The organism is Rhabdochromatium marinum (genome assembly GCF_016583795.1).
Classification (GTDB): domain Bacteria; phylum Pseudomonadota; class Gammaproteobacteria; order Chromatiales; family Chromatiaceae; genus Rhabdochromatium; species Rhabdochromatium marinum.
Map to the genome: position 1 here is coordinate 59,758 of NZ_NRRS01000006.1, position 23,100 is coordinate 82,857.

At 60.4% G+C, this 23,100-nt stretch carries 16 protein-coding genes and 1 tRNA gene; 10 read left to right on the forward strand and 7 right to left on the reverse strand.

Features of this window, described 5'->3' with window-relative positions:
• Window positions 1-251 precede the first annotated feature (251 nt).
• From CKO36_RS03265 to CKO36_RS03285, 5 genes are all read right to left on the reverse strand, one after another.
• The gene (locus tag CKO36_RS03265; protein WP_200280484.1) at window positions 252-1,568 is read right to left on the reverse strand and encodes a magnesium transporter; all 1,317 of its coding nucleotides are present in this window, start codon (window positions 1,566-1,568) and stop codon (window positions 252-254) included.
• A 50-nt stretch (window positions 1,569-1,618) separates the two neighbouring features.
• Window positions 1,619-1,981, reverse strand: a complete 363-nt coding sequence (locus tag CKO36_RS03270; protein ID WP_200280486.1) for a thioredoxin family protein — start codon at window positions 1,979-1,981, stop codon at window positions 1,619-1,621.
• Window positions 1,982-2,173: 192 nt separating this feature from the next.
• Window positions 2,174-4,561 carry a DNA internalization-related competence protein ComEC/Rec2 gene (locus CKO36_RS03275; RefSeq protein WP_242469356.1) on the reverse strand — a complete coding sequence of 796 codons (2,388 nt, stop codon included), beginning with the start codon at window positions 4,559-4,561 and terminating at the stop codon, window positions 2,174-2,176.
• A 4-nt stretch (window positions 4,562-4,565) separates the two neighbouring features.
• Window positions 4,566-5,270: an ABC transporter ATP-binding protein gene (locus tag CKO36_RS03280; RefSeq protein WP_200280490.1), complete on the reverse strand. Its 705-nt coding sequence runs from the start codon at window positions 5,268-5,270 to the stop codon at window positions 4,566-4,568.
• Complete coding sequence (locus CKO36_RS03285) at window positions 5,263-6,516, reverse strand: lipoprotein-releasing ABC transporter permease subunit (RefSeq protein WP_200280493.1); 1,254 nt, start codon at window positions 6,514-6,516, stop codon at window positions 5,263-5,265. Before CKO36_RS03285 ends, CKO36_RS03280 begins: the two co-directional genes overlap by 8 nt.
• Before the next feature lie 174 nt (window positions 6,517-6,690).
• On the opposite strand from CKO36_RS03285, the gene rpsU reads away from it, so the two are divergent.
• The 5 genes from rpsU to CKO36_RS03310 all read left to right on the forward strand — a co-directional run bounded on the left by rpsU (window position 6,691) and on the right by CKO36_RS03310 (window position 11,401).
• Window positions 6,691-6,906: a 30S ribosomal protein S21 gene (gene rpsU, locus CKO36_RS03290; protein ID WP_200280496.1), complete on the forward strand. Its 216-nt coding sequence runs from the start codon at window positions 6,691-6,693 to the stop codon at window positions 6,904-6,906.
• Between the two features lie 25 nt (window positions 6,907-6,931).
• Window positions 6,932-7,375, forward strand: coding sequence for a GatB/YqeY domain-containing protein (locus CKO36_RS03295; protein ID WP_200280499.1), 444 nt, complete (start codon window positions 6,932-6,934; stop codon window positions 7,373-7,375).
• Between the two features lie 57 nt (window positions 7,376-7,432).
• A complete protein-coding gene (dnaG, locus tag CKO36_RS03300; RefSeq protein WP_200280502.1) occupies window positions 7,433-9,211 on the forward strand; it encodes a DNA primase in 1,779 nt (592 codons plus the stop codon).
• A gap of 209 nt (window positions 9,212-9,420) precedes the next feature.
• Window positions 9,421-11,286: an RNA polymerase sigma factor RpoD gene (rpoD, locus tag CKO36_RS03305; protein WP_200280504.1), complete on the forward strand. Its 1,866-nt coding sequence runs from the start codon at window positions 9,421-9,423 to the stop codon at window positions 11,284-11,286.
• A gap of 39 nt (window positions 11,287-11,325) precedes the next feature.
• Window positions 11,326-11,401: transfer RNA gene (locus tag CKO36_RS03310), tRNA-Ile, on the forward strand.
• Between the two features lie 32 nt (window positions 11,402-11,433).
• On the opposite strand, the gene CKO36_RS03315 is transcribed toward CKO36_RS03310, so the two are convergent.
• Entirely contained in the window at window positions 11,434-12,549 is a 1,116-nt protein-coding gene (locus CKO36_RS03315) for a transglycosylase SLT domain-containing protein (RefSeq protein WP_200280507.1), read from the reverse strand.
• A gap of 452 nt (window positions 12,550-13,001) precedes the next feature.
• On the opposite strand from CKO36_RS03315, the gene iscB reads away from it, so the two are divergent.
• The 5 genes from iscB (at window position 13,002) to CKO36_RS03340 (ending at window position 22,328) form a co-directional block, all read left to right on the forward strand.
• Window positions 13,002-14,249 (forward strand): RNA-guided endonuclease IscB, encoded by a 1,248-nt coding sequence (gene iscB / locus CKO36_RS03320; RefSeq protein WP_200280510.1) that lies wholly within the window; start codon window positions 13,002-13,004, stop codon window positions 14,247-14,249.
• 64 nt (window positions 14,250-14,313) lie between these two features.
• Window positions 14,314-15,837, forward strand: a complete 1,524-nt coding sequence (locus CKO36_RS03325; protein WP_200280513.1) for a hybrid sensor histidine kinase/response regulator — start codon at window positions 14,314-14,316, stop codon at window positions 15,835-15,837.
• 5 nt (window positions 15,838-15,842) lie between these two features.
• Window positions 15,843-17,804 (forward strand): ATP-binding protein, encoded by a 1,962-nt coding sequence (locus tag CKO36_RS03330; protein ID WP_200280516.1) that lies wholly within the window; start codon window positions 15,843-15,845, stop codon window positions 17,802-17,804.
• Between the two features lie 36 nt (window positions 17,805-17,840).
• Entirely contained in the window at window positions 17,841-20,654 is a 2,814-nt protein-coding gene (locus CKO36_RS03335; RefSeq protein WP_200280518.1) for a response regulator, read from the forward strand.
• Window positions 20,655-21,050: 396 nt separating this feature from the next.
• A complete protein-coding gene (locus CKO36_RS03340; protein ID WP_420826311.1) occupies window positions 21,051-22,328 on the forward strand; it encodes an ATP-binding protein in 1,278 nt (425 codons plus the stop codon).
• On the opposite strand, the gene CKO36_RS03345 is transcribed toward CKO36_RS03340, so the two are convergent.
• Window positions 22,270-23,001, reverse strand: coding sequence for a response regulator (locus tag CKO36_RS03345; protein ID WP_200280523.1), 732 nt, complete (start codon window positions 22,999-23,001; stop codon window positions 22,270-22,272). The genes CKO36_RS03340 and CKO36_RS03345 overlap by 59 nt on opposite strands.
• Window positions 23,002-23,100: the final 99 nt, after the last annotated feature.

Here is a 23,100-nt window from a genome sequence, read left to right on the forward strand (position 1 = left end):
GAGTTTATAATGCCTTGCAACAGTTTTCAGGCAGTCATCACACCAGCTGCCAGTATAGGGAACCGCTCCGGGGAAATGTTGCGTATGCCCGGGTTTTCCGCATACTTCACAGTTGCCGCAATAGCCCAGGGGAATTCCATTGTTCTCACGATATTGGTTGTCGATGGTGTCGCAATAACATGGGTTTTTCATTGGTTGGGGGCAACCTTCACGTAACTCGAATCTGGTATAGGTTGAATCGTACGTGTAATTTACAGGGCGTCGATCATCAGGGTGGCCAGCCCGAGAAAACTGAAAAAACCGGCAATATCGGTGATTGTGGTCAAAATAATGGAGCCAGACTGCGCCGGATCCTGCCGTAACAGCGTCAGAATCAATGGAATCGCCGCACCGGCCAGGCCGGCAATGATCATTGAGAGCACCATGGCGATGGCGACAACCAGCATCAATCCAACCGATTGGCTCCAGACATACACGCCAATTGCGGTCACCAGGGCGATGGCTAAGCCGTTGAGTGCGCCCACTAGCGCCTCCTTAAACAGCACCCGCGGACCGTGACGCAAACGGATCTCGCGCAACGCCAAACCGCGCATGGTGACGGCCAGTGCTTGGGCGCCAGTATTGCCGGACTGGCCCGCTACCACCGGCAGCATCACCGCCAGCGCGGTGACCTGGGCAATGGTGGCCTCGAACAAACCGACCACCGCTGCGGCAGCAAAGGCAGTGAGCAAATTGATGTTCAGCCAGGGCAAGCGCCGTTTCACCGACAACCAGGGCGAGGACAGTGCGCGTTCGTCCTTGCTGACACCGACCATGGTTTGATAGCCGACCATGGCTTCGCTTTGTACCGTCTGTATTAGAGTTTCGTGACGAATTACGCCCAACAGATGCCCATCAAGATCGACTACGGGCAGTGCCGCCATTTGACTGTGCGTCAGGATTTCAACGACTTCCTGCCGGGGGGCCGTGGCCTGCACGGTGAAGGACGCCGGTTTCATGTAGCGTTCGAGCATTTCTTCCGGTTCGGCTAGGGCGGCATCGACCAGCGGCACAATTCCCAGCAGCTTACGATCATCGCCCACCACCGTGAGGTACTGGGGCGCGGTGCGGCGCAAGGCCGATGATCGACGCAGGATCTTGCGTGTGCCAAGCAGGGCATCACCGATGGTGGTTTGCAGACCAAAGGCGGGCACCCGGCGATCCATCAGGCTGCCCGCGCTGTCGAGTGGATAATCCGTAATTTCGCGGACTTCCCGCGCTAAGGCGGCGGGTAATCGATCCAGGTACAGGGTTCGCGATTCGGCATCCAGTAAGGCAAAAATTTCAACGATCCGTGCTTCATCAAGCGCGGTTAAGAGTTTGGTGGCGCGCTCCTCGCTAAGCAATGACAAGCATTGGGCAGCCAATTGCGCGCCGATTCTGCGAAAGATCGCATCGGCGCGCGCCAGGGTTTCGTTCTCCAGCAGGGTTGCGATCTCCTGCTGATCTTCGCGGCCGAGGAGCGTTGCGGCCTCATCCGGATATCGATCCAGGACATGCTGCACAAGAACGTCTGAGTAACTCATCATTCACCGCCATTTTGATCAAGCCTTTGCGGGATTACCTCTCAAGAGCGCATTCAGGCCGGCAAATGCTCCTCCAGCCAGTGACGAATCTGCTGTGAGGAGCGCGAACCGCTAAAGCGTCCGCGTTCCTCGCCAGCACAGAACAAAATCACGGTTGGAAAACCGCGCACGCGTAATCGCCCGGCAACCTTCATATTCTCACCCGCATCGACTTCGAGCTGCGCCAGGCGCAGTTGGCCTTGATAGTCATCCAGTACACGAAAAAGATGGGGTGTCAGCGCATGGCAGGGGCCACACCAGTCGGCCCAGAAATCCACTAACACGGGGGCTTGGTGAGAGGCTTCAAGGACAGCGGCCTCAAAATTTTCGTGTCCGACATGGAAGCTGTGCGGGCTGTCGTGATGGTTGAACGTCATGGGAGAGTGACCTCGCGGGCTTGGGATATGCGACAAGTGATCCTATCATGCGCGACTGTTTTGACGACAACAGCCGCCCTGTCAATGGCCCCTGAGCCTTGGCTGGCGTGTATTGCCCGGATCCGTAAGTTTGAGGCGCCTAATAGCCAATGGAGCGCTGTCCCAAGTGTCACGCCCGCAGCAGCGGCACCCTCATGGAGTAGGCGGTTGAACTTTCGGATGATGCCGCCAGAGTCGATCACGCTGCTGGCGTGACAACTTGGGTGGCTCCAGCGGTGCCGCCGCAGACGGTGCCGCCGGCCATCGAAACTCGATGGCTCCTGTGGTAGCCGTATTGAGAGTCGGGATACCCAGGCGCTTGGCGCGCTCGACAACCCCCTGGGCTGGGAAGCCGTAACGGTTGGCGAAGCCGGCCGAGACAATCATCCAGCGCGGCTGGACCTGCTGCAGGAAGGCGCGCGATGACGAGGTCGCGCTGCCATGATGACCGGCGACCAGCACATCCGCCTGCAACGTTTGGCCATAGCGGGCTATAAGCTGTGCCTCGACCGCCTGGCTGGCGTCGCCGGTCAGCAGTACGCTGGCGCTACCCGTTGTCACCTTCAGCACACAGGAGCTGTCATTGCCTTCCAACTGTTGGCTGGGTGGCGGGTAGAGCATGTCAAAATCAATCCCATCCCAGTGCCAGTGCTGACCAGCCTGGCAAGGCTCGGCACGCACGGAGCTCTCCGCTGCCAGCTCCGGCTTTAGCTCCAGCTCAGCGGGTTCGCCACTCAGCAGGCGTGCAATGGGTATCTGACCGACCAACCCCTGGAGTCCGCCGGCATGATCCTGATCGGCATGGCTGATGACCAGCACATCGAGTGATCGGATTCCCAAGGCACGCAGATAGGGCAGTACCACCGCCGCGCCGGTGTTGAAGCCGCTGGGATAGCGCGGCCCCAGATCATAGACCAGCGTATGGCGTGCGGTGCGCACACTGACCGCCAGTCCCTGACCGACATCCAGTACTGTAACCACGGCGGCGCCCGGTGCGGGTGGTACGGGGCGCACCAGCAGCAGTGGCAGCAGATAGACAAGTCCCAGCCAGCGGGCCGGCAGTCCGCGCGGGGCGAGCAGCAGTCCAACCCCCGCAAAGGCCGCCAGCCACACCCACCCGGGGCGCTCACCCAAACCTAGGCTGGTCCAGGGTAGATCGGCCAGCCATGCCAGCCCCGCGAATCCCTGCTCCAGCCCCGTGCCGACCAGTGCCAGGGGTAGTGCCCAGCCGCTAGCCAAACTCATCAGGGTCGCCAGCAAAATCAGCGGTAACAGGATTGTGAATAAGGGGACGGCGAGCAGATTTACTGGCGGCGCAATCAGTGAGGCGCGCCCAAACAAGAGGAGCAGCAGTGGCAGCAGCCCCAGTGCCACCGCCCATTGTGCCTGGCTCCAACGCAGCAGATGACTAGGCTGGCGCAGGCGACCGCTTAGGGCATAGAGCAGGGCGCTGACAGCGGCGAAGGACAGCCAGAAGCCGTAGGACAAAATCGCCTGTGGATCGAGACTCAACACGGCGATCAGCGCCAGGCTGATGGCCGACCAAGGGCGCAGGGTGCGTCCGGCCAGCTGGGCGATTAGCACCACCGCCAGCATGGCCAGCGCGCGCTGGGTGGAAATGGCGAATCCGGCCAGGGCGGTGTAGCCGATGGCGGCGGCCATGGCCAGCAGGGCCGCTGCACGCGGGGCGGGTAGATAAAGACTGAGCACCGCCACCCGCGTCCACAACCAGCGGCCAACCCACAAAGCGACAGCCGCAATCAGGCCGATATGCAGCCCCGAGATGGCCAGCAGGTGATTGGTGCCGGTGCGTGTCAGCACCTGCCAATCTTGTGGTGAGAGTCCATCGCGATCCCCGAGTACCAGCGCGCGCACCAGGGCGGCAGCGCGGGTGGCGCCTAGTTCGGCTTCAATGCGGGTGCGCAGCGACTGGCGCAGGCGGTGCAATCCATAGGGGCCGGGGTCGGCATCCAGGCGCTCATTGTGCTCGCTGTTGCGCACATACCCCGTGGCACCAAGGCCGTGCTGAAACAGCCAGCGCTCGTAGTCGAAGCCAGCGGGATTCACAAAGCCATGCGCGGGCTTCAGGCGCACCAGCAGACGCCAGCGCTCGCCGGCCTGTAGTGGTGGCGGCTGCTGGTACCAGCTGAGTCTGACCCGGCGCGGCAGGCGCACCGGCTGTCCGGCATGGCTGGCATGCTCGATGGCGATGACAAAGCGGGTGCGCTGCGCGTTCTGATCGGGCAGATCGGCGATGCGCCCTTCGATCAACAGATTCTGCCGCACCAGGGATTCGGGAAAGGGCTGATCCAAGGCGGCGGCAGTCCTCCAGTGCGCATAGGCAAAGCCGCAGGCGATACCACAGGTGAGAATGATCGCTACCGCCAGCCAGCGCCAGCGCCGCGCACCCAGCGCCAGCATCAACACCAGCAGTAAGCTCAGGCCCAGGAGCAGCAGGAGCAGGGGCGTTGGCAGTCGCTGCGTTTGCAGGAAAAAGGCCCCGATGCCAGCGGCAAAGGCCAGCGCCGCTGCGGGCAGCATGCGGTTATCCCGTGGTGTCTCCCGCGACCAGAGCACCGTCTTCGAGTCGCCAGGTCTGATCGGCGCGGGCAGCGAGTTCCAGATCATGCGTGACCAGCACCACGCTGCTGCCCAGGTCGCGGTTCAGGCCCAGCAGCAGCTCATGAATGTCGGTGGCGGTACGTCGGTCGAGATTGCCGGTGGGTTCGTCGGCCAGCACGCAATTCGGGCTGGTTACCAGCGCTCTGGCAATGGCCACCCGCTGACGCTCGCCACCGGACAGCTCGGCCGGTTTGTGATCCATGCGCGCACTCAGACCGACGCGCTCCAGCAGCTCGGCAGCCTGAGCGCGCGCTTGGGCGGCGCGCAGACCGCCAATCAGCAAGGGCAGGGCGGCGTTCTCGAGTGCGCTGAACTCGCCGAGCAGATGATGAAACTGATAGATAAAGCCGAGCCGGCGATTGCGCAATTGGCCACGGCGGCGCTCCGAGAGCTGCGCGATGGACTCACCCGCCCAGCGCACCTCGCCGGCACTGGGTCGATCCAGGCCACCCAGGCAATGCAGCAGGGTGCTCTTGCCGGACCCCGAGGCGCCCACCACCGCAATACGTTCGCCCGGATTGACGCGCAAATTCAGTCCGCGCAGGACGCTGACCTCTTGCGGGCCTTCGCGAAAGGACTTGCTCAGCTCAATGGCCTCCAGTGCCGGGGGGCAGGGTGGATTATTCATAGCGCAAGGCCTCGGCTGGGTCGGTGCGTGAGGCGCGCCAGGCCGGGTAGAGGGTGGCGAGGATCGACATGGCAAAGGCACCACCGGCAATGCTCAGCACATCGCTCAGGCGCACATCGGAGGGCAGGGCGCTGATGTAGTAAATACTCGGGTCGAGAAAATGCACGCCGAACACCTGCTCAATGTTGGCGACAATGGTTTCGACGTTCCAACCCAGCAGTACGCCACCAATCACTCCCAGCAGGGTGCCGACCAGTCCGATGCTGGTGCCCTGTACCATAAAGATGGCCATGATGGTGCGCGGCGCGGCGCCCAGGGTGCGCAACACGGCGATGTCACCGCGTTTGTCGGTTACCACCATGACCAGGGTTGAGACAATGTTGAAGGCGGCCACGGCGACAATCAGAAACAGAATAATGCCCATCATGCGCTTTTCCGTGCGCAGTGCGGCGAAGAAATTACGATGCACCTGGGTCCAGTCCGTCACCCGATAGTAGCCGCCGAGGGCTGCGGCCAGTTCGCGTGCCATGCGTGGTGCCTGAAACATGTCGGTGAGTTTCAGCCGGATGCCCTCGGCCGCATCATCGCCCAAGCGCATCAGCTTGGCGGCATCCTGCATGTGCAGGAAGGCGGCGCCACGATCATATTCCGCCATGCCAACTTCAAACAAGCCGACGATCCTGAACCCTTTCATCCGTGGCATGACACCAATGGGCGTCGCGTTCAACTGCGGAGTGACCACAGTCACCTGATCCCCCAGGCCGACGCCGAGCGCCATGGCCAATTCGACGCCGAGGATGATGTTGAAGTCGCCGGGAGTCAGGTCCTCAATGCGACCGGCCGTCATATCGGCGCGCAGGGTCGAGACCTCATCCTCCTCGGCCGGCAAGATGCCGCGCAGCAGGGCCGCATTGGTTTGGCCGTTGCTCATAAGCATGGCCTCGATCTCGACGAAGGGCGCGGCCCCGAGCACCTCGGGCGCGGCGCGCACCTGAGTCAGCAGCTCCCGCCACTGGTGGAGTCCTCCAGGCTCGGGGTTGCTGAGGGTGGCGTGCGAGGCCATGCCCAGGATGCGCTCCTGGATTTCCTTATGGAAGCCGTTCATCACCGAGAGCACTACGATGAGTGCGACGATACCGAGCATGATGCCCAGCATCGAAATCAGCGAAATAAACGAAATAAAATGGTTGCGACGCTTGGCGCGGGTGTAGCGCAAGCCAACGAACAGCGGCAGGGGGTGAAACATCAGATGGCGTGACAGAAAAAATTGCGGCGAAGCGGGGCATGAACGGATTGCACCCATGGGGCAATGCACGTTATCATTGTCGGTTGTTTTATTCCAAACGGTTTTTTGCTTGTTCTAACTACCGCAAGCAAGGCCGCTCAATCCATGCCACTTCTAGCTAATTAGGATTCATGCATGCCTAACGTTCGTGTCAAAGAAAACGAGCCATTCGAGGTCGCCCTGCGTCGCTTCAAGCGTTCTTGTGAAAAAGCCGGCGTTCTCGCCGAGGTTCGCCGCCGGGAATTCTACGAAAAGCCCACCGCTGAGCGGAAGCGCAAGAAAGCCGCTGCTGTGAAGCGCCATCACAAGAAACTGTCACGTGAATCGCGCCGCTGGGAACGCCCATTCTGACCCCAGGCCTGTTTGAGAGCCACGCATGTTAAAGCAACGCTTGCAGGATGACATGAAAGCCGCGCTCAAGGCCGGCGACAAAGAACAACTGGGAACCATCCGCTTGATCAACGCCGCCATCAAGCAGCGTGAGGTCGACGAGCGGATTGAGCTCAGCGACACCGATGTGCTGGCGGTGCTTGAGAAAATGGTCAAGCAGCGGCGCGATTCCTTCGCGCAGTACCAGAACGCCGGGCGTGAGGATCTGGCGGCCAAGGAAGCAGCCGAAATCGTTATCTGTCAGAAATACCTGCCCGAGCCGCTCAGCGAGGCGGACATTGATGCCTGCATTGATGACGCCATCACCGAGGTGGGGGCCAGCTCCATGCGTGACATGGGTCAGGTGATGGGGGTGCTCAAGCCCCGCATTCAGGGTCGCGCGGACATGGGGCAGGTCAGCGCCCGCATCAAACAGCGCCTTATGGCCTGAAGTCCTTCGCCTTCAAGGGCGCAGACATTTTACAAAAATCTGCTAGCTTTAAAGTTCATGGTCGGCAGAATCACACCAGAACTCAAAGAGCAGATCCTCGCGCGCACCGATATCCTGGAGATTGTCGGTGCGCGTGTGCCCCTGCGCCAGGCCGGCCAGCTCTATAAATCCTGTTGCCCTTTCCATCAGGAAAAGACCCCGTCCTTTACCGTCACCCCGGCGCGGCAAAGCTACCATTGCTTTGGCTGCGGCGCCCATGGCAATGCCATCGATTTTCTGATCGAATACGATCGCCTGAGTTACCCCGAGGCCATGGCCGAACTCGCTCATCGCGCCGGTATGCTGCTGCCGGAGGCGGGCACTGATCAGGAGGCTGCGCCGCCGGTGGATCTCAGTCCGCTCTATCGGATACTCGCAGAGGCTGCGGCCCTGTACCAGCAGCAACTGCGCGACAATCCACAGGCGGTAGCTTATCTGAAGGGACGCGGGTTGAGCGGCGCCATGGCGGCTGAATTCAGGCTTGGTTTTGCACCGCCTGGTTGGGATTTTTTGCTTGGTCGGCTGGGGCGCGATCCGGATCAACAACAGCGGCTTATTGAGGCTGGTCTGGTGATTGAGCGCACCAAGGAAGGGGAAACCCGCCGCTATGATCGCTTTCGCCATCGCATTATCTTCCCGATTCGCGATCAGCGCGGGCGCATCATCGCCTTTGGCGGGCGCGTGCTCGATCAGTCCGAACCCAAGTATCTGAACTCACCCGAGACCGCTGTTTTTCACAAGGGACACGAGCTGTATGGCCTCTATGAGGCGCGTCAGCGCCAGCATCAGATGCCCCGGCTGCTGCTGGTTGAAGGCTATCTGGATGTGATCGCGCTAACCCAGTTCGGTCTGCCCTATGCAGTGGCTACTCTGGGCACTGCCACCACACCTGAGCAGTTGCAGCGCCTCAAGCGCCACACCGATGAACTGGTGTTTTGTTTCGATGGTGACCAAGCCGGACAGGCCGCCGCCTGGAAGGCGCTACGCATCAGCCTGCCGCTGGTCAGTGAGCGCCTGAGTATTCGCTTTTTGTTGCTGCCCTCTGGGTACGATCCCGATTCGCTGCTGCGGGCGCAGGGCCGCGCGGCCTTCGAGGCGCGGCTGGAACAAGCGCAGCTGTTGTCCGATTTTCTGTTCGACGGTCTGCGCGAGCGCGCCCAGCTGGAATCGGCCGAGGGCCGCGCGCGCTGCGATGCCGAAGCACGCAAGCTCATTGCGCTGGCGCCTGAGGGAACCTATCAGCAACTGCTGCTCCAACGTTTGGAATCCCTGGTGGGCATTCAGCGGTCATCTTCCACCGCTGCGATGCCGGGAGTGCCAGCCACGTTCGCCCGCTCGTCGCAGCGACCGCCATACGCTAGACCGCTCCAGGGGGCAAGAACGCATCCCGTGCCGGTGCGCCCCCAGCTCACTCCGGTGCGCCTCGCCACCGCGCTGCTGCTGCAACGCCCACAACTGGCGCTGGCGGCGCGCGCGATGCCCGAGCACTGGACCAGCTTGGCGGTGGAAGGTCGGGAACTGTTGAGCGAACTCCTGGCACAGGCCGATGCCGATCCCGCAATGACCCCGGCAAAACTGCTCGAACAGTGTCGTCATTGCGAGCAAGAGCCACTGATGGCGGAACTTGCAGACCCAGAAACGACTCAACATATCCCAGCCGAGGGTATGGAGGCTGAATTCATCGGTGCCCTGTCGGTGCTCAACCGTCAGGCCGAGCGCGAACAGCGCTACCAGTGGCTCAGTCGCGGCGATCTGGAATGCCTGTCCGCCAAGCCGCAACAGGCTCTAACCCCATAAGCTACCAGCAAAAAGACGCAATGATCGCACGCCAACGGGTAAATTTTTCTGGAGAAATTCAATTTATCTGTTACAATTGTGAGTTTTCCCCGTCGTTCGTATCGATTCGATCGGTCGTCTTCGGTCAAGCTTCTTTAGCGTGCCATGTCACGGGTCTTCTTGCGGGAAGATCGTAATGTTGTGCGCAAGCCAGATACAATAGGTGCTATATGGACCAGGAACAGCAACAGGCGTCGCTGTTGAAGCAGTTGATCGCGAAAGGTAAGGAGCAGGGCTTCCTAACCTATTCAGAAGTGAACGACCATTTGCCGGACAGCATTGTTGAGCCTGAGCAGATCGAAGACATCGTGCGCATGATCAACGACATGGGCATCACGGTCCATGAATCAGCCCCGTCCGAAGTTGATTCACTCAGCGATTCTGTCATCTCTGACGACGAGGCGGCCGAAGCCGCCGCCGCCGCCCTGGCTTCGGTGGACAGCGAGTTTGGCCGTACCACTGACCCGGTGCGGATGTATATGCGCGAAATGGGTACGGTGGAACTGCTCACCCGCGAAGGCGAGCTGCGCATCGCCAAGCGTATTGAGGAAGGCCTGAATCAGGTGCTGAGTGCGCTCTCGATTTACCCCAAGACGGTGGGGATGCTGCTGGAACTGTTCGACCAGGTTGAGCGCGAGGAAATGCGCATCACCGATGTGATCACTGGCTTTGATGATGGCAGTGACGAGATCGCTGAGCCGATCAACAAAGGCGCCGCCAAGGATGCGAAGGACGCCAAGGATGTGAAAGAAACCAAGGATGCGAAGGACGGCGGCGAAGCGAACGACGACAGCGACGAAGAAGCCGAGGTCATCGATACCGGCCCTGATCCGGAAGAATTCGCTCAGCGTGTCAAAGCCCTGCGCGAAAACCATGAGCACCTGATCGTCTGTCTGCATGACTATGGCCGTGACGATGAGCGCACCCGTGCCGCTTTGCAGCGCACCTCGGAAGAATTTCTTGGCTTTAAGCTGGTCGCCGGCGTCTTTAACGATCTGATTCGCACCCTGCGTCAAAGCATCGAACGCATCCGTGCACAAGAACGCCAGATCATGGGGCTCTGCATCGACGGCGCCCGTATGCCGCGCAAGGTCTTTATTGACTCCTTCCCTGGTAACGAAACCAACGCCGACTGGCTCAATCAGCACCTGGAATCTAAAGCCAAATATGTCAACCGTCTGGGCGAATATGCTGAGGAAATTCTCCGTGCCCAGCAGCGCCTGCGGGAACTGGAGGAAGAAAACGTTCTCAGCATTGGCGAGATCAAGGAAATCAACCGTAAGATGTCCATTGGCGAGGCCAAGGCCCGTCGCGCCAAGAAGGAAATGGTCGAGGCCAATTTGCGTCTGGTCATCTCGATTGCAAAAAAATATACCAATCGCGGCTTGCAGTTCCTGGATTTGATTCAGGAAGGCAATATCGGTCTGATGAAAGCGGTCGACAAGTTCGAGTATCGTCGCGGCTACAAATTCTCGACCTATGCCACCTGGTGGATTCGCCAGGCCATCACCCGCTCCATTGCCGATCAGGCGCGCACCATCCGCATCCCGGTGCACATGATCGAGACCATCAACAAGCTCAACCGCATTTCCCGGCAGATGATCCAGGAAATGGGCCGCGAAGCCACCCCCGAAGAACTGGCCGCGCGCATGGAAATGCCCGAGGACAAGGTGCGCAAGGTGCTGAAGATCGCCAAGGAACCCATCTCTATGGAGACGCCCATCGGCGACGACGAAGACTCGCATCTGGGCGATTTCATTGAAGACTCCAATGTCATCTCCCCGGTCGATTCCGCCACTGCCGAGGGTCTGCGCGAAGCCACGCAAAACATGCTCGCCAGCTTGACCTCACGCGAAGCCAAGGTCCTGCGCATGCGCTTCGGCATCGACATGAACACCGACCACACCCTGGAAGAAGTGGGCAAACAATTCGACGTCACTCGTGAACGCATCCGCCAGATCGAAGCCAAAGCCCTGCGCAAGCTTCGACATCCCACCCGCTCAGACAAACTGCGCAGTTTTATTGACGGCGAATAAGCACTACCTGCCCACCTGTCAGCACATCACATCAATAACGGGCCGTTAGCTCAGCGGTTAGAGCAGGGGACTCATAATCCCTTGGTCCGGGGTTCGAATCCCTGACGGCCCACCAATAAATACAGCGGTTTTTAATCGGTCGTTACGCTACGCCTCTTGCTGTGCCCCCCGAGGTGGGATGCGCTCGGAAGGGCGGTCTGATCCGGCCAGAGTGGCGGCTTTGTCGAGGGCTTGCAGGTGGCGGTTCAGGCGGGCGGCGGCTTCGCTCGGTACCAGCAGGTGGGTGGTTTGTCCGGCGCGGGTGCGGCCTTTTTTCAGGGCGGGATTCAGTTGTTGGAGCGCTTGGGCTGACAGGCCGCTGGCGGTGGCAACGGCGGCCAGTTCAACTGGCTGTTGGGTGGTGACGACTACCAGCGGTGCGCCGCCGGGCAGGGCGGGCAGGTGTTGTCCGTAACGCCCGGGGTTTTGCACCAGCGTGGCGACGGCCAGCAGTTTGGGTACATAGTGTTCGGTTTCACTGGGCAGGTCGAGCGACCAGTAATCCGTGTCCAGACCGGCGCGTTTATTGGCGCGTTGTGCCGCCTTTACCCGGGCGGGGCCCGCGTTGTAAGCCGCCAGTGTCAGTGCCCAGTCACCGTTGAAGGTCTGATTGAGTTCGCTCAGGTATTGAATGGCGCCACGGGTGGCGGCCAGCACGTCGTAGCGGCCGTCATACCAGGCATTTTGCTCCAGTCCCATGCGTTTGCCGGTGTAGGGCATGAACTGCCACAGGCCGGCGGCGCGCATCGGGGAGACGGCGCGCGGATTGTAGCGGCTCTCGATCTCGGGCAGCAGGGCGAGTTCGGCGGGTAGACCGTTGCGCTCGAGTTCGCTCAGAATCAGGTGCAGATAGGGGCTAGCGCGATTGGCGAGCTGGTTAAGGTAGTGTTTTTTTCTGGTCAGTTGGGACAGGGCGTCGTTGACGCGCGGATTGGACGGAATGCCCAGGTGGCGACCGCTGCGGATGCGCTGCCAGGGATCGCCAGCGCCACCGATGGCGGCGGTGCGCATTGGCGTCGAGCGACCTGAACGACCGGTTTGAGCCAGGGTGTGGGGATCAACCGCCGGGCGCACATAGCCGTATTCGCGCGCTGAAACCGAGCGGGGTTCCTCGGGGGTTGGCATGGCATTGCGCGATGGCAACAGGGTGCAACCGCTGAGAGCGGTCATGGCCAGTGTGAGTGTCAGGCCGGGGGCTAGCGCCGAATTCTTTATCACAGTCACGCACGAATTCCTCCGCATGAGGGCAGGCGAGGGAGCCGCCAGTGGATGTATTAACCCCCCTATGATAAGGGAAAACCCTGATTCTGGCTAGTCAACAGCTCGGGGCTGGATTCAGCGCGGCTCTAGCAATCGCGGTATGCTGTGCCGCCTGTTTCGCCTGTGCTGAAGCGAGAGATGTCGTCAACTACCCCGCGCTGAAGGGCGGAGCTTGTAAAGACAAGCTGGGTTGACCAGGGAAAGCGGTGAAAACCCGCTACGTTTGCAACAGGTCGTTGAGACCCACTCCGGGATGCTTCCTCAGTTCCGGACCCTGGAAGATTAGGATCATGCGGGCGAAAGGCAAAGCGCCGAAGGTTTTGATCGCTGCCGTGAGGCCGGAGCCGGTTGCAGACAGTCCCGAGGGGAGCGGGCTGCAAAGCCCCGTCACCAGGCCCGTAAGGGCAGGAATTGAAATGGCTGTCTTCGTATTGGACCAACAAAAAACACCCCTGATGCCCTGCTCAGAAAAGCGGGCACGGTTGTTATTGGAACGCGGGCGAGCGGTGGTGGTGCGATTGCATCCGTTCACCATTCGCCTTAAAGACCGCATCGGCAGTGAAACCCAGCCGCTGCGCCTATCGCTCGATCCGGGCAGCAAGACGACCGGAATCGCTTTGGTGCGCCATCTTGAGCGCATCGACCTTGAGACGGGTGAGGTGAGCCGCGAGGCACATGGGCTGTGGCTGGCCGAACTAACCCATCGTGGCGCCCAAATTCGCGAGCGGTTGACAGCTCGTTGCGCCTTTCGCCGCCGTCGGCGCTCAAAGAACCTGCGCCATCGCGCCCCACGCTGTCACAATCGCACCAAGCCTCAAGGCTGGCTGGCTCCCAGTCTGCGCCATCGGCTGGACACGACGCTGGCCTGGGTGAATCGTTTGCAGCGTCTTGCGCCCATCACCAGCCTCCGTCAAGAGTTGGTGCGCTTCGACACTCAGGCACTCCAGAGCCCTGAGATCAGCGGAGTCGAATACCAACAGGGTGAACTCGCCGGTTATGAGGTGCGCGAATATCTGTTGGAGAAGTGGCAGCGCGCCTGCCGCACCTGCAATCAACGCAAAGGCCGTCAGCCGATTGAGGACGTTCTGAGCAACCAGCCCGAGCGCCTGCGCCGCCTTCAGTCACAGGCCAAAGCCCCGCTTCACGATGCGGCGGCGGTCAATGCGACGCGCTGGGCACTCTTTGAGCGATTGAAGGCCGCGGGCTTGCCCGTGAGCACGGGCTCGGGCGGTCAGACCAAATACAACCGCCAACGCCTCGGCATTCCCAAGACCCATGCGCTCGATGCGGACTGTGTGGGGCAACTCACGGCGCTCCATGGCTGGAACATCCCGACGCTCACCCTTCAGGCCACTGGACGCGGCCGCTATCAGCGCACCCGCCTGAACCGCTTCGGCTTCCCACGCGGCTACCTGATGCGCGAGAAGCGCGTCCACGACTTTCAGACCGGGGATCGGGTAATCGCTGAGATGCCAACAGGCAAGAACGCTGGCATCCATGTCGGGCGCGTAGCGGTGCGTGCCTCGGGGTACTTCAACATCCAGACCGCAACGAATCTGGTACAAGGGATTTCACACCGCCATTGCCGCGTGGTGCAACGCGCCGACGGCTATGGCTACTCATCCACCCCAACCCAAACGGAGGAAGCGAGACAGGTGGGTTAACCGCGCTGCGCGCGGTGCGCTCTGCCTCCCCGCCCTGAAGGACGGGGTTTCTCGCGTAAGACTGATGAACACCACCCATTCTCTGCTGGTCGTCGATGACTCGCCTGAGAATCTTAAACTCATGGCCAGTGTGCTAAAGCAGGAATTCTCAGTTCATGCGGCCACCAGTGGTTTGGATGCGCTGGACTTTCTCAGCCAATCGGATCCTCCCGATCTGATCCTGCTCGATATTATGATGCCAGGCATGGACGGTTATGAATTGTGCGAGAGAATCAAAGCCAATCCCGCCCTGCGCGAGGTGCCGATTATCTTCGCCACCGGGCGCTGTGACTACGACAGCGAAACCCGCGGCTTTGACCTCGGGGCGGTCGATTACATCACCAAACCGATTCATCCGCCGGTACTGCTGGCGCGCGTGCGCGCGCACTTGGCACTGGCTGAGCAAAACCGCCAGACGCGCCGCGAGCGCGACGAGATCGCGTCGCTGGCCCGGCAGCTGGAGCAGGAAGTGGCCGAGCGCCAGACACATGAAACCCGGCTGCGCGCCCTGGGCGAGGCGGTAGACAAGGCGCCGGCCTCGGTGGTGATCACCGATGCCGATGGCGTGATTCTGTACGTTAACCAGTATTTTACCGGTGTCACCGGCTACTGGCCGGATGAAGTCATCGGCGAGAATCCGCGCCTGCTTAAATCCGGGCAGCATGACGAGGCCTTTTATCAGAGTTTATGGCAGACCATTGCCAACGGCGACATCTGGCGCGGAGAGATGGTCAACAAAACCAAGCATGGCGAGCTGCTGTGGGAGTCGGTGGCAATTTCACCGATCCGCGACGAGCAGGGCGCTGTCGTGCGCTATGTTGGAATCAAGGAAAATATCGATGATCGCAAGCAGCTCGAACGCATTAAGGCCGATGTCGAGCGCATCATGCACCATGATCTGAAAACCCCCCTCAACGCCATCCTGGCGATTCCCGAGCTGCTGCTGATGGATGAAAACCTGAACGCGGAGCAGCGCGAATCCATCGGCCTGATTCGCGAATCGGCCTACAGAATGTACAGCATGATCGACATGTCGCTGGATCTGTACAAAATGGAGACCGGCCAATTTCATTGCCAGCCGCAACGCTTCAGCCTGATCCCCATTCTCCACGAGGTCATTAGCACCAGCGCCTGGAGCGCAGCGGCCAAACAACTCACCACGGTTCTGCACCTGGATGGCCGCGAACTGGAATCCAACACGCAAGTGTTCATTGACAGCGATGCGCGCCTGCTGTCGTCGCTGTTTAACAATTTGCTCGCCAATGCCATTGAGGCCTCACCGTTGGGCGCAACACTGCATCTCGACATCCAGTCCAACACATCCGGCTATATTGTGGACATACGCAACCGAGGTGCAGTCCCGGTGCCGATGCGTGCGTGCTTTTTCGAGAAATATCGCACCCATGGCAAGGCGCGCGGCACAGGTTTGGGCACCTACTCGGCCAAACTGATTGCCGATACCCTGGGATACAAGCTAAGCATGCACACCAGCGATGCCGATGACAGCACCTGTCTCAGTCTCAGCCTAACCCTGCCCAAGCACGACTGAGGCGCATGGAGACACTCTGGCTGGCCACGGCCTTGCTAAGCATCGGGGTGATCGCTGGCTTCTGGCTGGCTCGCTTACTTTTCGTTAAAAAAAGATCCAGTTTGGGCTGTCGCGAGGCCTATTGGCGGGCGCTGGTCGAGACCACCGGTGATGGCCTGGTGGTGCAGCAACGCAATGGGGCCATTATCGAGGCTAACGACGCGGCCACGCGCATTTTGGGGCTCAGTCGCAAAGACTTGCTGGCACTGGATGCTTTCGATGCCTGTTGGCAAGCGCAGGATGCCCAGGAGCAGCCACTGGCGCCGCTGGACTTTCCCGCCCTCAAAACGCTGCGCACTGGCGAACCCCAAGATAGGGTGATCATGAGCATCGAGCTTGGCACCAGGGGGCGACGCTGGTTGCTGGTCAACAGCTACCTGCTGCCGAGCAAGGTGCTATCCAATAATACAGCAGCGGTGGTCACCACCTTCAACGACATCACCCAGGTGCGCGCGCTGGAGGAGGAACTGCGCGCCACAGCTGAGGCGGCTGAGGCGGCGAACCATGCCAAGAGCGCCTTCCTGGCCAATATGAGCCACGAAATCCGCACGCCAATGAACTCTATCATCGGCATGATCTACCTGACCCTGCAAGGGGAACTCGACAGCCACCAACGCGGATATCTTGAACAAGCACAACGTGCAGCCAAAGCTCTGCTTGGCATGTTGAACGACATTCTCGATTTGTCACGCATTGAAGCCGGTCGCCTCAGCTTGGAACGCACCCCCTTTTCGCTTTCCCGGGTACTGGCCGACCTGTCGGCCATACTATCCGGGCAGGCAGCGGACAAGGGTCTGGAGCTGCGTATCGAGTGCGCGCCCGATGTCCCCGATGCCCTGATCGGCGATCCGATGCGCCTGGAGCAGGTGTTGATCAATCTCGGCAACAACGCAGTAAAATTTACCGCAACCGGACAGGTTGAGATTCGGGTGCAATGTGATCTGCTCGCCGAGGAGACCGCCTATGTGCAATTTGCCGTGACCGATACTGGCATCGGCATCAGTGTTGAACAGCGTGAGCAGCTATTCGAGCCCTTTCATCAGGTGGACGCATCCATGTCACGCCACTATGACGGCAGCGGACTGGGGCTGTCGATCTGCAAGCAACTCATTGAGCAGATGGGCGGCCACTTCGAGGTGGAGAGCCAGCCAGGGCGGGGCAGCACCTTTGTCTTCAGTCTGGGATTGGACCTTGATGACAGTGCGGCCAAGCCCTCCGCACCAGGTTCTGCCAACTACGACACGCTCTGCGGTCGTCGCGTTCTGCTAGTCGAGGACGACCCGCTGAGCCGCCTGATGGCGCGCACCATGCTTGAACAGTTCGGCCTGGTGGTCACTACAGCCGTTCACGGTCGCGACGCGCTCAACAAGATCCAGGCGCAAGGCATCAATGCCTGGGATCTGATCCTGATGGACGTGCAAATGCCGGAACTCGATGGGCTGGAAACCACTCGGCAGATCCGCGCACGCGCCGACGGAACACGAATTCCCATCATTGGTTTCACCGCACTGGCGAGTAAAGACGAGATCGCCGCTACCTGCGCCGTCGGCATGAATGCCCATCTCAGCAAACCGGTTGAGCCTTTCAAGCTGCGCGACCAGTTGTTACGCCAGCTCGAGGATTTTTCACGCCACGACGACAGACGGGAGCATGGGCGCGCGACCGATCATCCAGCCAAACATGCCGCCGCCAGCCTGACGGCTACGTCTGCGGAGCTGGCCGCACACCTGGCCGAACTGAGTGCCCTGGCCGAGTCCAACAATATCGCGCTGGAAGAAGGCTTCGCGCGCCACCGCGAGGCGCTGGTGGCCGTGCTGACGCCGGATGATTTCAGCGCCCTGGCACAGCACATCAATCACTTCAACTTCCGCGCCGCTGCTGAGCGGCTGGTACAGTTGCGCGCTCAGATCGCCGCCCCCGATCACTGACCGCCCCTTTCAATAAGAGCTTAAAAAAAACACAATATGACTGATATTGAAGAGAAAACCGCCACGCTCAAGGCACTTGAGCATACCCGGCATTTCTCCGAACAGCTGCTCAACAACATGGCCGATGGCTTCTCGGTGGTGGACGCGCAGGGTCGGCAGCAGATTGCCAACAAAGCGTTATGCAGGATGACCGGGTTCAGCGAGGCGGAACAACTCGGCTGCAAGCCGCCTTTCCCCTACTGGCCGGAAGAAGCGTTCGAAGCCATCAATACAGTGCTCCAGAAAGCACTGATTGGTGAAGTCGGTGATTTCGAGTTGATGTTCAAGCGCAAGAGTGGCGAGCGCTTCCCGGTGCATGTGTCAACCGGCTCGTTGTACGATGCTCAGGGGCGGATTACCCATTTATGCGCCAACATCACTGACATCAGCGAGCGTCGCGAGGCGGAGCGTCAGCTCAAGCGCGCGCATGACTTTCTTGCCCAGACCAGCCGCGTCGCCCGGGTGGGCGGTTGGGAATACGATCTGATCAGCGGAAAGCTCGAATGGACCGACTCCATCCGGGAAATCCACGAAGTTCCACCGGATTTCGAACCCAGCTACGAACAGGCGCTAGCCTTTTACACGCCAGAGACCAGCGCGCAACTCCAGCAGGCCATTGAGCAGGCCATTGCTGAGGGCACACCCTATGATCTGGAAGTACAGATTATCACCGCCACCAGCAAGGCCCTGTGGGTGCGCGCCATTGGCAACGCCGAATTCGACAACGGGCGCTGCAAACGGCTGTATGGCACCTTTCAGGATATTGATGAAGCCCATAAGAGTCGCCACGCGCTCGAACAGGCACGGGCGGAAGCCGACGCGGCCAATGCGGCCAAATCGGAATTCCTCGCCAACATGAGCCACGAGATCCGCACCCCACTCAACAGCGTGATTGGCTTCAGCGATCTGCTGCGCCAGTCGCAGCTAAGCGACACTCAGCGCCAGTATGTAAGCTATGTGAATCAGTCAGCCAAAGCGCTGCTTGATCTGCTGAACGACATCCTGGATTTTTCCAAGATTGAGGCCGGCAAGCTGGAGCTGGCCGAGCAACAGATCGACCTGGACGAGCTGACACGCCAGATTATCGATGTGGTGCGCTACAAGACCAACGAAAAGGGGCTGGAGCTGCTACTGAACATCGCCTCTGAGGTGCCGCGCCTCATCCACACCGACCCCATCCGTCTGCGTCAGGTGCTGATTAATTTGATCAGCAACGCCATTAAGTTTACCGAAGCCGGCTTCATTCGCATCGACATCCGCGCCCAGCCCACATCAACCCCAGGTATCAGCGAACTGCACTTTGCCGTGAGCGACAGCGGCTGTGGCATTGCCCTGGAACAGCAGGAGCGCATTTTCGAGGCTTTCACCCAAGAGGACGCCTCGACCACGCGCAAGTTCGGCGGCACCGGACTGGGCTTGTCGATTTCTAACCGCTTGCTGCATCTCATGGGCAGCCATCTCGACCTCAAAAGTACACCGGGCGAGGGTAGCACCTTCTCGTTTCGCGTGCGCCTGCGCAGTGAAGGCGGTCGGGGGCTAGATCTGGCGGCTGATCGGGCCGTGCTCGACACCATTGAGCATGTGCTGGTAATCGATGACAATCTGAATAACGGCCAGATCATCCAAGACATGCTTGATCTGGTCGAGGTGCCCTGCACCACGGTGGACAATGGACTGACCGCGCTGTCCCTGCTACAGAAGCGCACCATCGACCTCGCCATCGTTGATTACCAGATGCCCTTCATGGACGGCCTTGAGGTGATCCGCAAGATTCGCACCGAGCTGGGCCTTGAGGCCGAACATTTGCGCATCATGCTGTTGCACAGCTTGGTCGATGATGACCAATTGCGCACCCAGGCCGCCGCACTGGGCATCCAGCATTTCGCCAACAAACCAATCGACAGCCGCCAGTTGTACAGCGCGCTGGTGGCGCTGAAGCAAGGCGCAGCACCAGCCATGGCCAGCCAAATGGCAACCGCAACTGCCGTCGCGGCCAACGCTGCAGAAGTCACAACTAACGCCGCTGCCGTGCGGATTTTGCTGGTGGATGATCATCCGCTCAACCTGATACTGGCGCGGCACATGGTGGCCGAACTCCTTCCGCATGCGCAGATCGAGGAAGCCCATAACGGCGCCGAAGCCGTGCAGCGGTGTCGCGACAGCCGACCGGATCTAATCCTGATGGACGTGCAGATGCCAGGGGTGAATGGTTATGACGCCACCCGGCAGATTCGCACCGAGGAAAACGAACCACCAGTGCCCATCATCGCCCTGACCGCTGGCACCCTGAAAGGCGAAAAGGACCGCTGTCTGCACGCTGGCATGAATGACTTCCTGGTCAAACCGATTGTTTCCGAACAGCTTCAAAAGTGTCTACATCAGTGGTTACTGCAACGACCAGCGCAGCCATCCGTTAAACCGCGCGATGCAGACAACGCCAGCCCGGAACCAGTGCATTTCAACCGCGCCGCGCTGCTACGGCGCCTTGGCGGTAACGAACAAGCACTACAGGAAATGCTCGATCTGATCCGGCAAGGCATCCTAACCGAGAGCCTGAGGCAGTTGACCAGCCGTCTGGCTGATCCGCTCCTTAACCTTGAGCAGGACCAGGCCAGCCTCCGTACGCTAGCCCATCGCATCCGTGGGGTCGGTGCCAACTGCGCCTTCGAGCACTTGGCCGCGCTGGCCGAACAACTGGAACATCTGACCCCCTTCGACCCACAGCAGGTCATGCATCTGGTGCAAGCCATGCAAGAGGAAGAGCGCTGCATCATCGCGTGTCTACAAGCGGATGACGACCAGGCTTCATGAAGTGAGTCGTTTCACCAGGGCCCCAGGCTCTCTCTTGCTCCAGAATCTCTCCAAAATTTGTTCGCGATTGCTCCACATTTGTTGATTAAACTCAATCAAGAGTGTAACAACAATGAGTATCTAAATCTGGTGTCTCAACCTGGAGTCTCAATGCGCATCGGTTTAACCGGGAAACTGCTGTTGGTCCTGGGCCTGACCAGCACGCTTTCCGTCGTGGGCATGGGGCTGGCGGCGCGCTGGAGTTTCCAATACGGCTTTCTCGACTTCTTGGGTCAGCAGGAACTGAAACGCCTCAGCCCCATTGGCGAGGCCTTGCTACAAGCTTATGGCGAGGAAGGCTCCTGGGACTTTCTCACCGACCATCCCCGCCTCTGGCCGCGCATGGTTGATGAAGCCATGGAATCCGTCATCGGCGACGCTGCCATCACAGAACCGCCGCCTCCACCTCGACCCCGACCACAGCCCCCGGGTGCTCCACCGCGGTCCCCACTTTTTCGTCCTCCCCCGCCCAGCTTCCGACCGCCGCCGCCACCGCGACACGAACAACTGCTCGCGCGGCTGCGCCTGCTCGATGCCGAGCAACAGCTGATCGCCGGACACCGCATTGATGCGCCAGCGGCGGCCAAAGAGGTGCTGACCCCGCTGACCCACGATGGCCTGGTGGTCGGCTGGCTGGGACTGTCCGCGCCCATCTGGCTGGAAAATGAGTTGGCGCAACGCTTCTACCGTCAGCACAATCGCTCCCTGCTGTGGATCAGTCTGGTCGCACTGACGGTGGCACTGCTGCTGGGTACGGTGTTTGGCGCCGCCCTATTGCGACGCATCCGCGCGGTGGCCGAAGGTGCGCGGCGACTGGCGCAGGGGAACTACCAGACTCGCGTGCGACTCAAGGGGCGCGATGAACTGACCGGGTTGGGCCAGGATTTCAACCAGCTGGCCGTGACGCTGGAGCGCAGCGAAGCCCTGCGCCGCAGCGCCATGGCGGATGTTTCCCACGAATTGCGCACCCCGCTGGCCGTCGCTCGCGCCGAGCTGGACGCCCTGATCGATGGCATTCGCCCCTGCGGCAAGGAACGGCTGGAACAACTCCAGGGACGCCTGCTAACCCTCGGGCGGTTATTGGACGATCTCTATGATCTGGCCCTCTCCGACAGCGGCGCATTGCACTACCGTTTTGAGCCCCTCGACCTGAGTGCCATCCTGCGCGCCACTGTCGCCGACGGGGAGGCCTCGTGTGCTAACCGTCAGCTCGCCTTGCATGCCCAGATCGATGATGGCTTGCGCATGGAGGGCGATGCTGGGCGCCTGCGCCAAGTGCTGGACAATCTGCTCACCAACAGCCTGCGCTACACCGATGCCGGGGGCCTCATTCGTATCACCGCCACAGCGGCTGGCGGCACCCTGCTGATCGCCATTGCAGACACAGCACCGAGTGTCGATCCCGCCCTGCTGGAACATCTGTTCGACCGCTTTTATCGCGTGGAAGCCTCGCGCTCGCGGGCTAAAGGTGGGGCTGGGCTGGGGCTGGCCATCTGCCGCACCATCGTGGAAGCTCATGGCGGTTGCATCACCGCCCGCACCGCCGACTGCGGGGGACTGGAGATCCAGCTGCGCTTCAACCTGGCTCAGGCTCAGGTTCGTAGCGGTAGCCGACCCCGTAAACGGACTGGATGAACTGCTGCCCGTCAAACACCGCCGCGAGCTTCTTGCGCAGATTTTTGACATGCGTATCCACGGTGCGCTCGGTGACGACGCGATTGTCGTCATACAGGCGTTCGATTAAGCGCGCGCGCGAATAGATGTGCCCCGGATGGCGGGACAGGGTATCGATCAAGCGAAATTCCACCAGTGTCAGTTGCAAGGCCCGCGTGCCAACGCACACTTCCAGGCGATCGGCATCCAGGCGGAGTCCCCGGGATTGCTCCGGCGCTGATGCCAAGCCCGGTATCGAAGCCGCAGCCTGCGTCAGCATCTCTACTCGTCTTAACTGCGCCTTGACCCGCGCCACCACTTCGCGTGGCGCAAAGGGCTTGCAAACATAGTCGTCCGCGCCGAGCTCAAGCCCCAGCAGCCGATCAATTTCCTCAACCCTGGCCGTGACCATAATGATCGGCACGTTGGTAAAGGTACGCAGCTCACGACAAATCTCCAACCCATCGCGTCCCGGCAGCATCAGGTCGAGCACAATCAAATCCGGCGCCCGTTCTTGCACGTATGGCACCACCGCCAGACCATCGCTGAGGCAGTCAACCGCAAAAGCCGCCGCGTGCAGATACTCAGCCAGCACCTCCGCCAACGCCAGCTCGTCCTCGACAATCAGTACAGTCTTCGCAGCCTGGTTGTACATGACAGCGTCTCTAACAGTTGTTAACGACATCTATTCGCAATGACGGCGCCTGCGCGGTTTGAACGCTCAACAACGCTGCCAGGCTCCAAACTTCGCTTG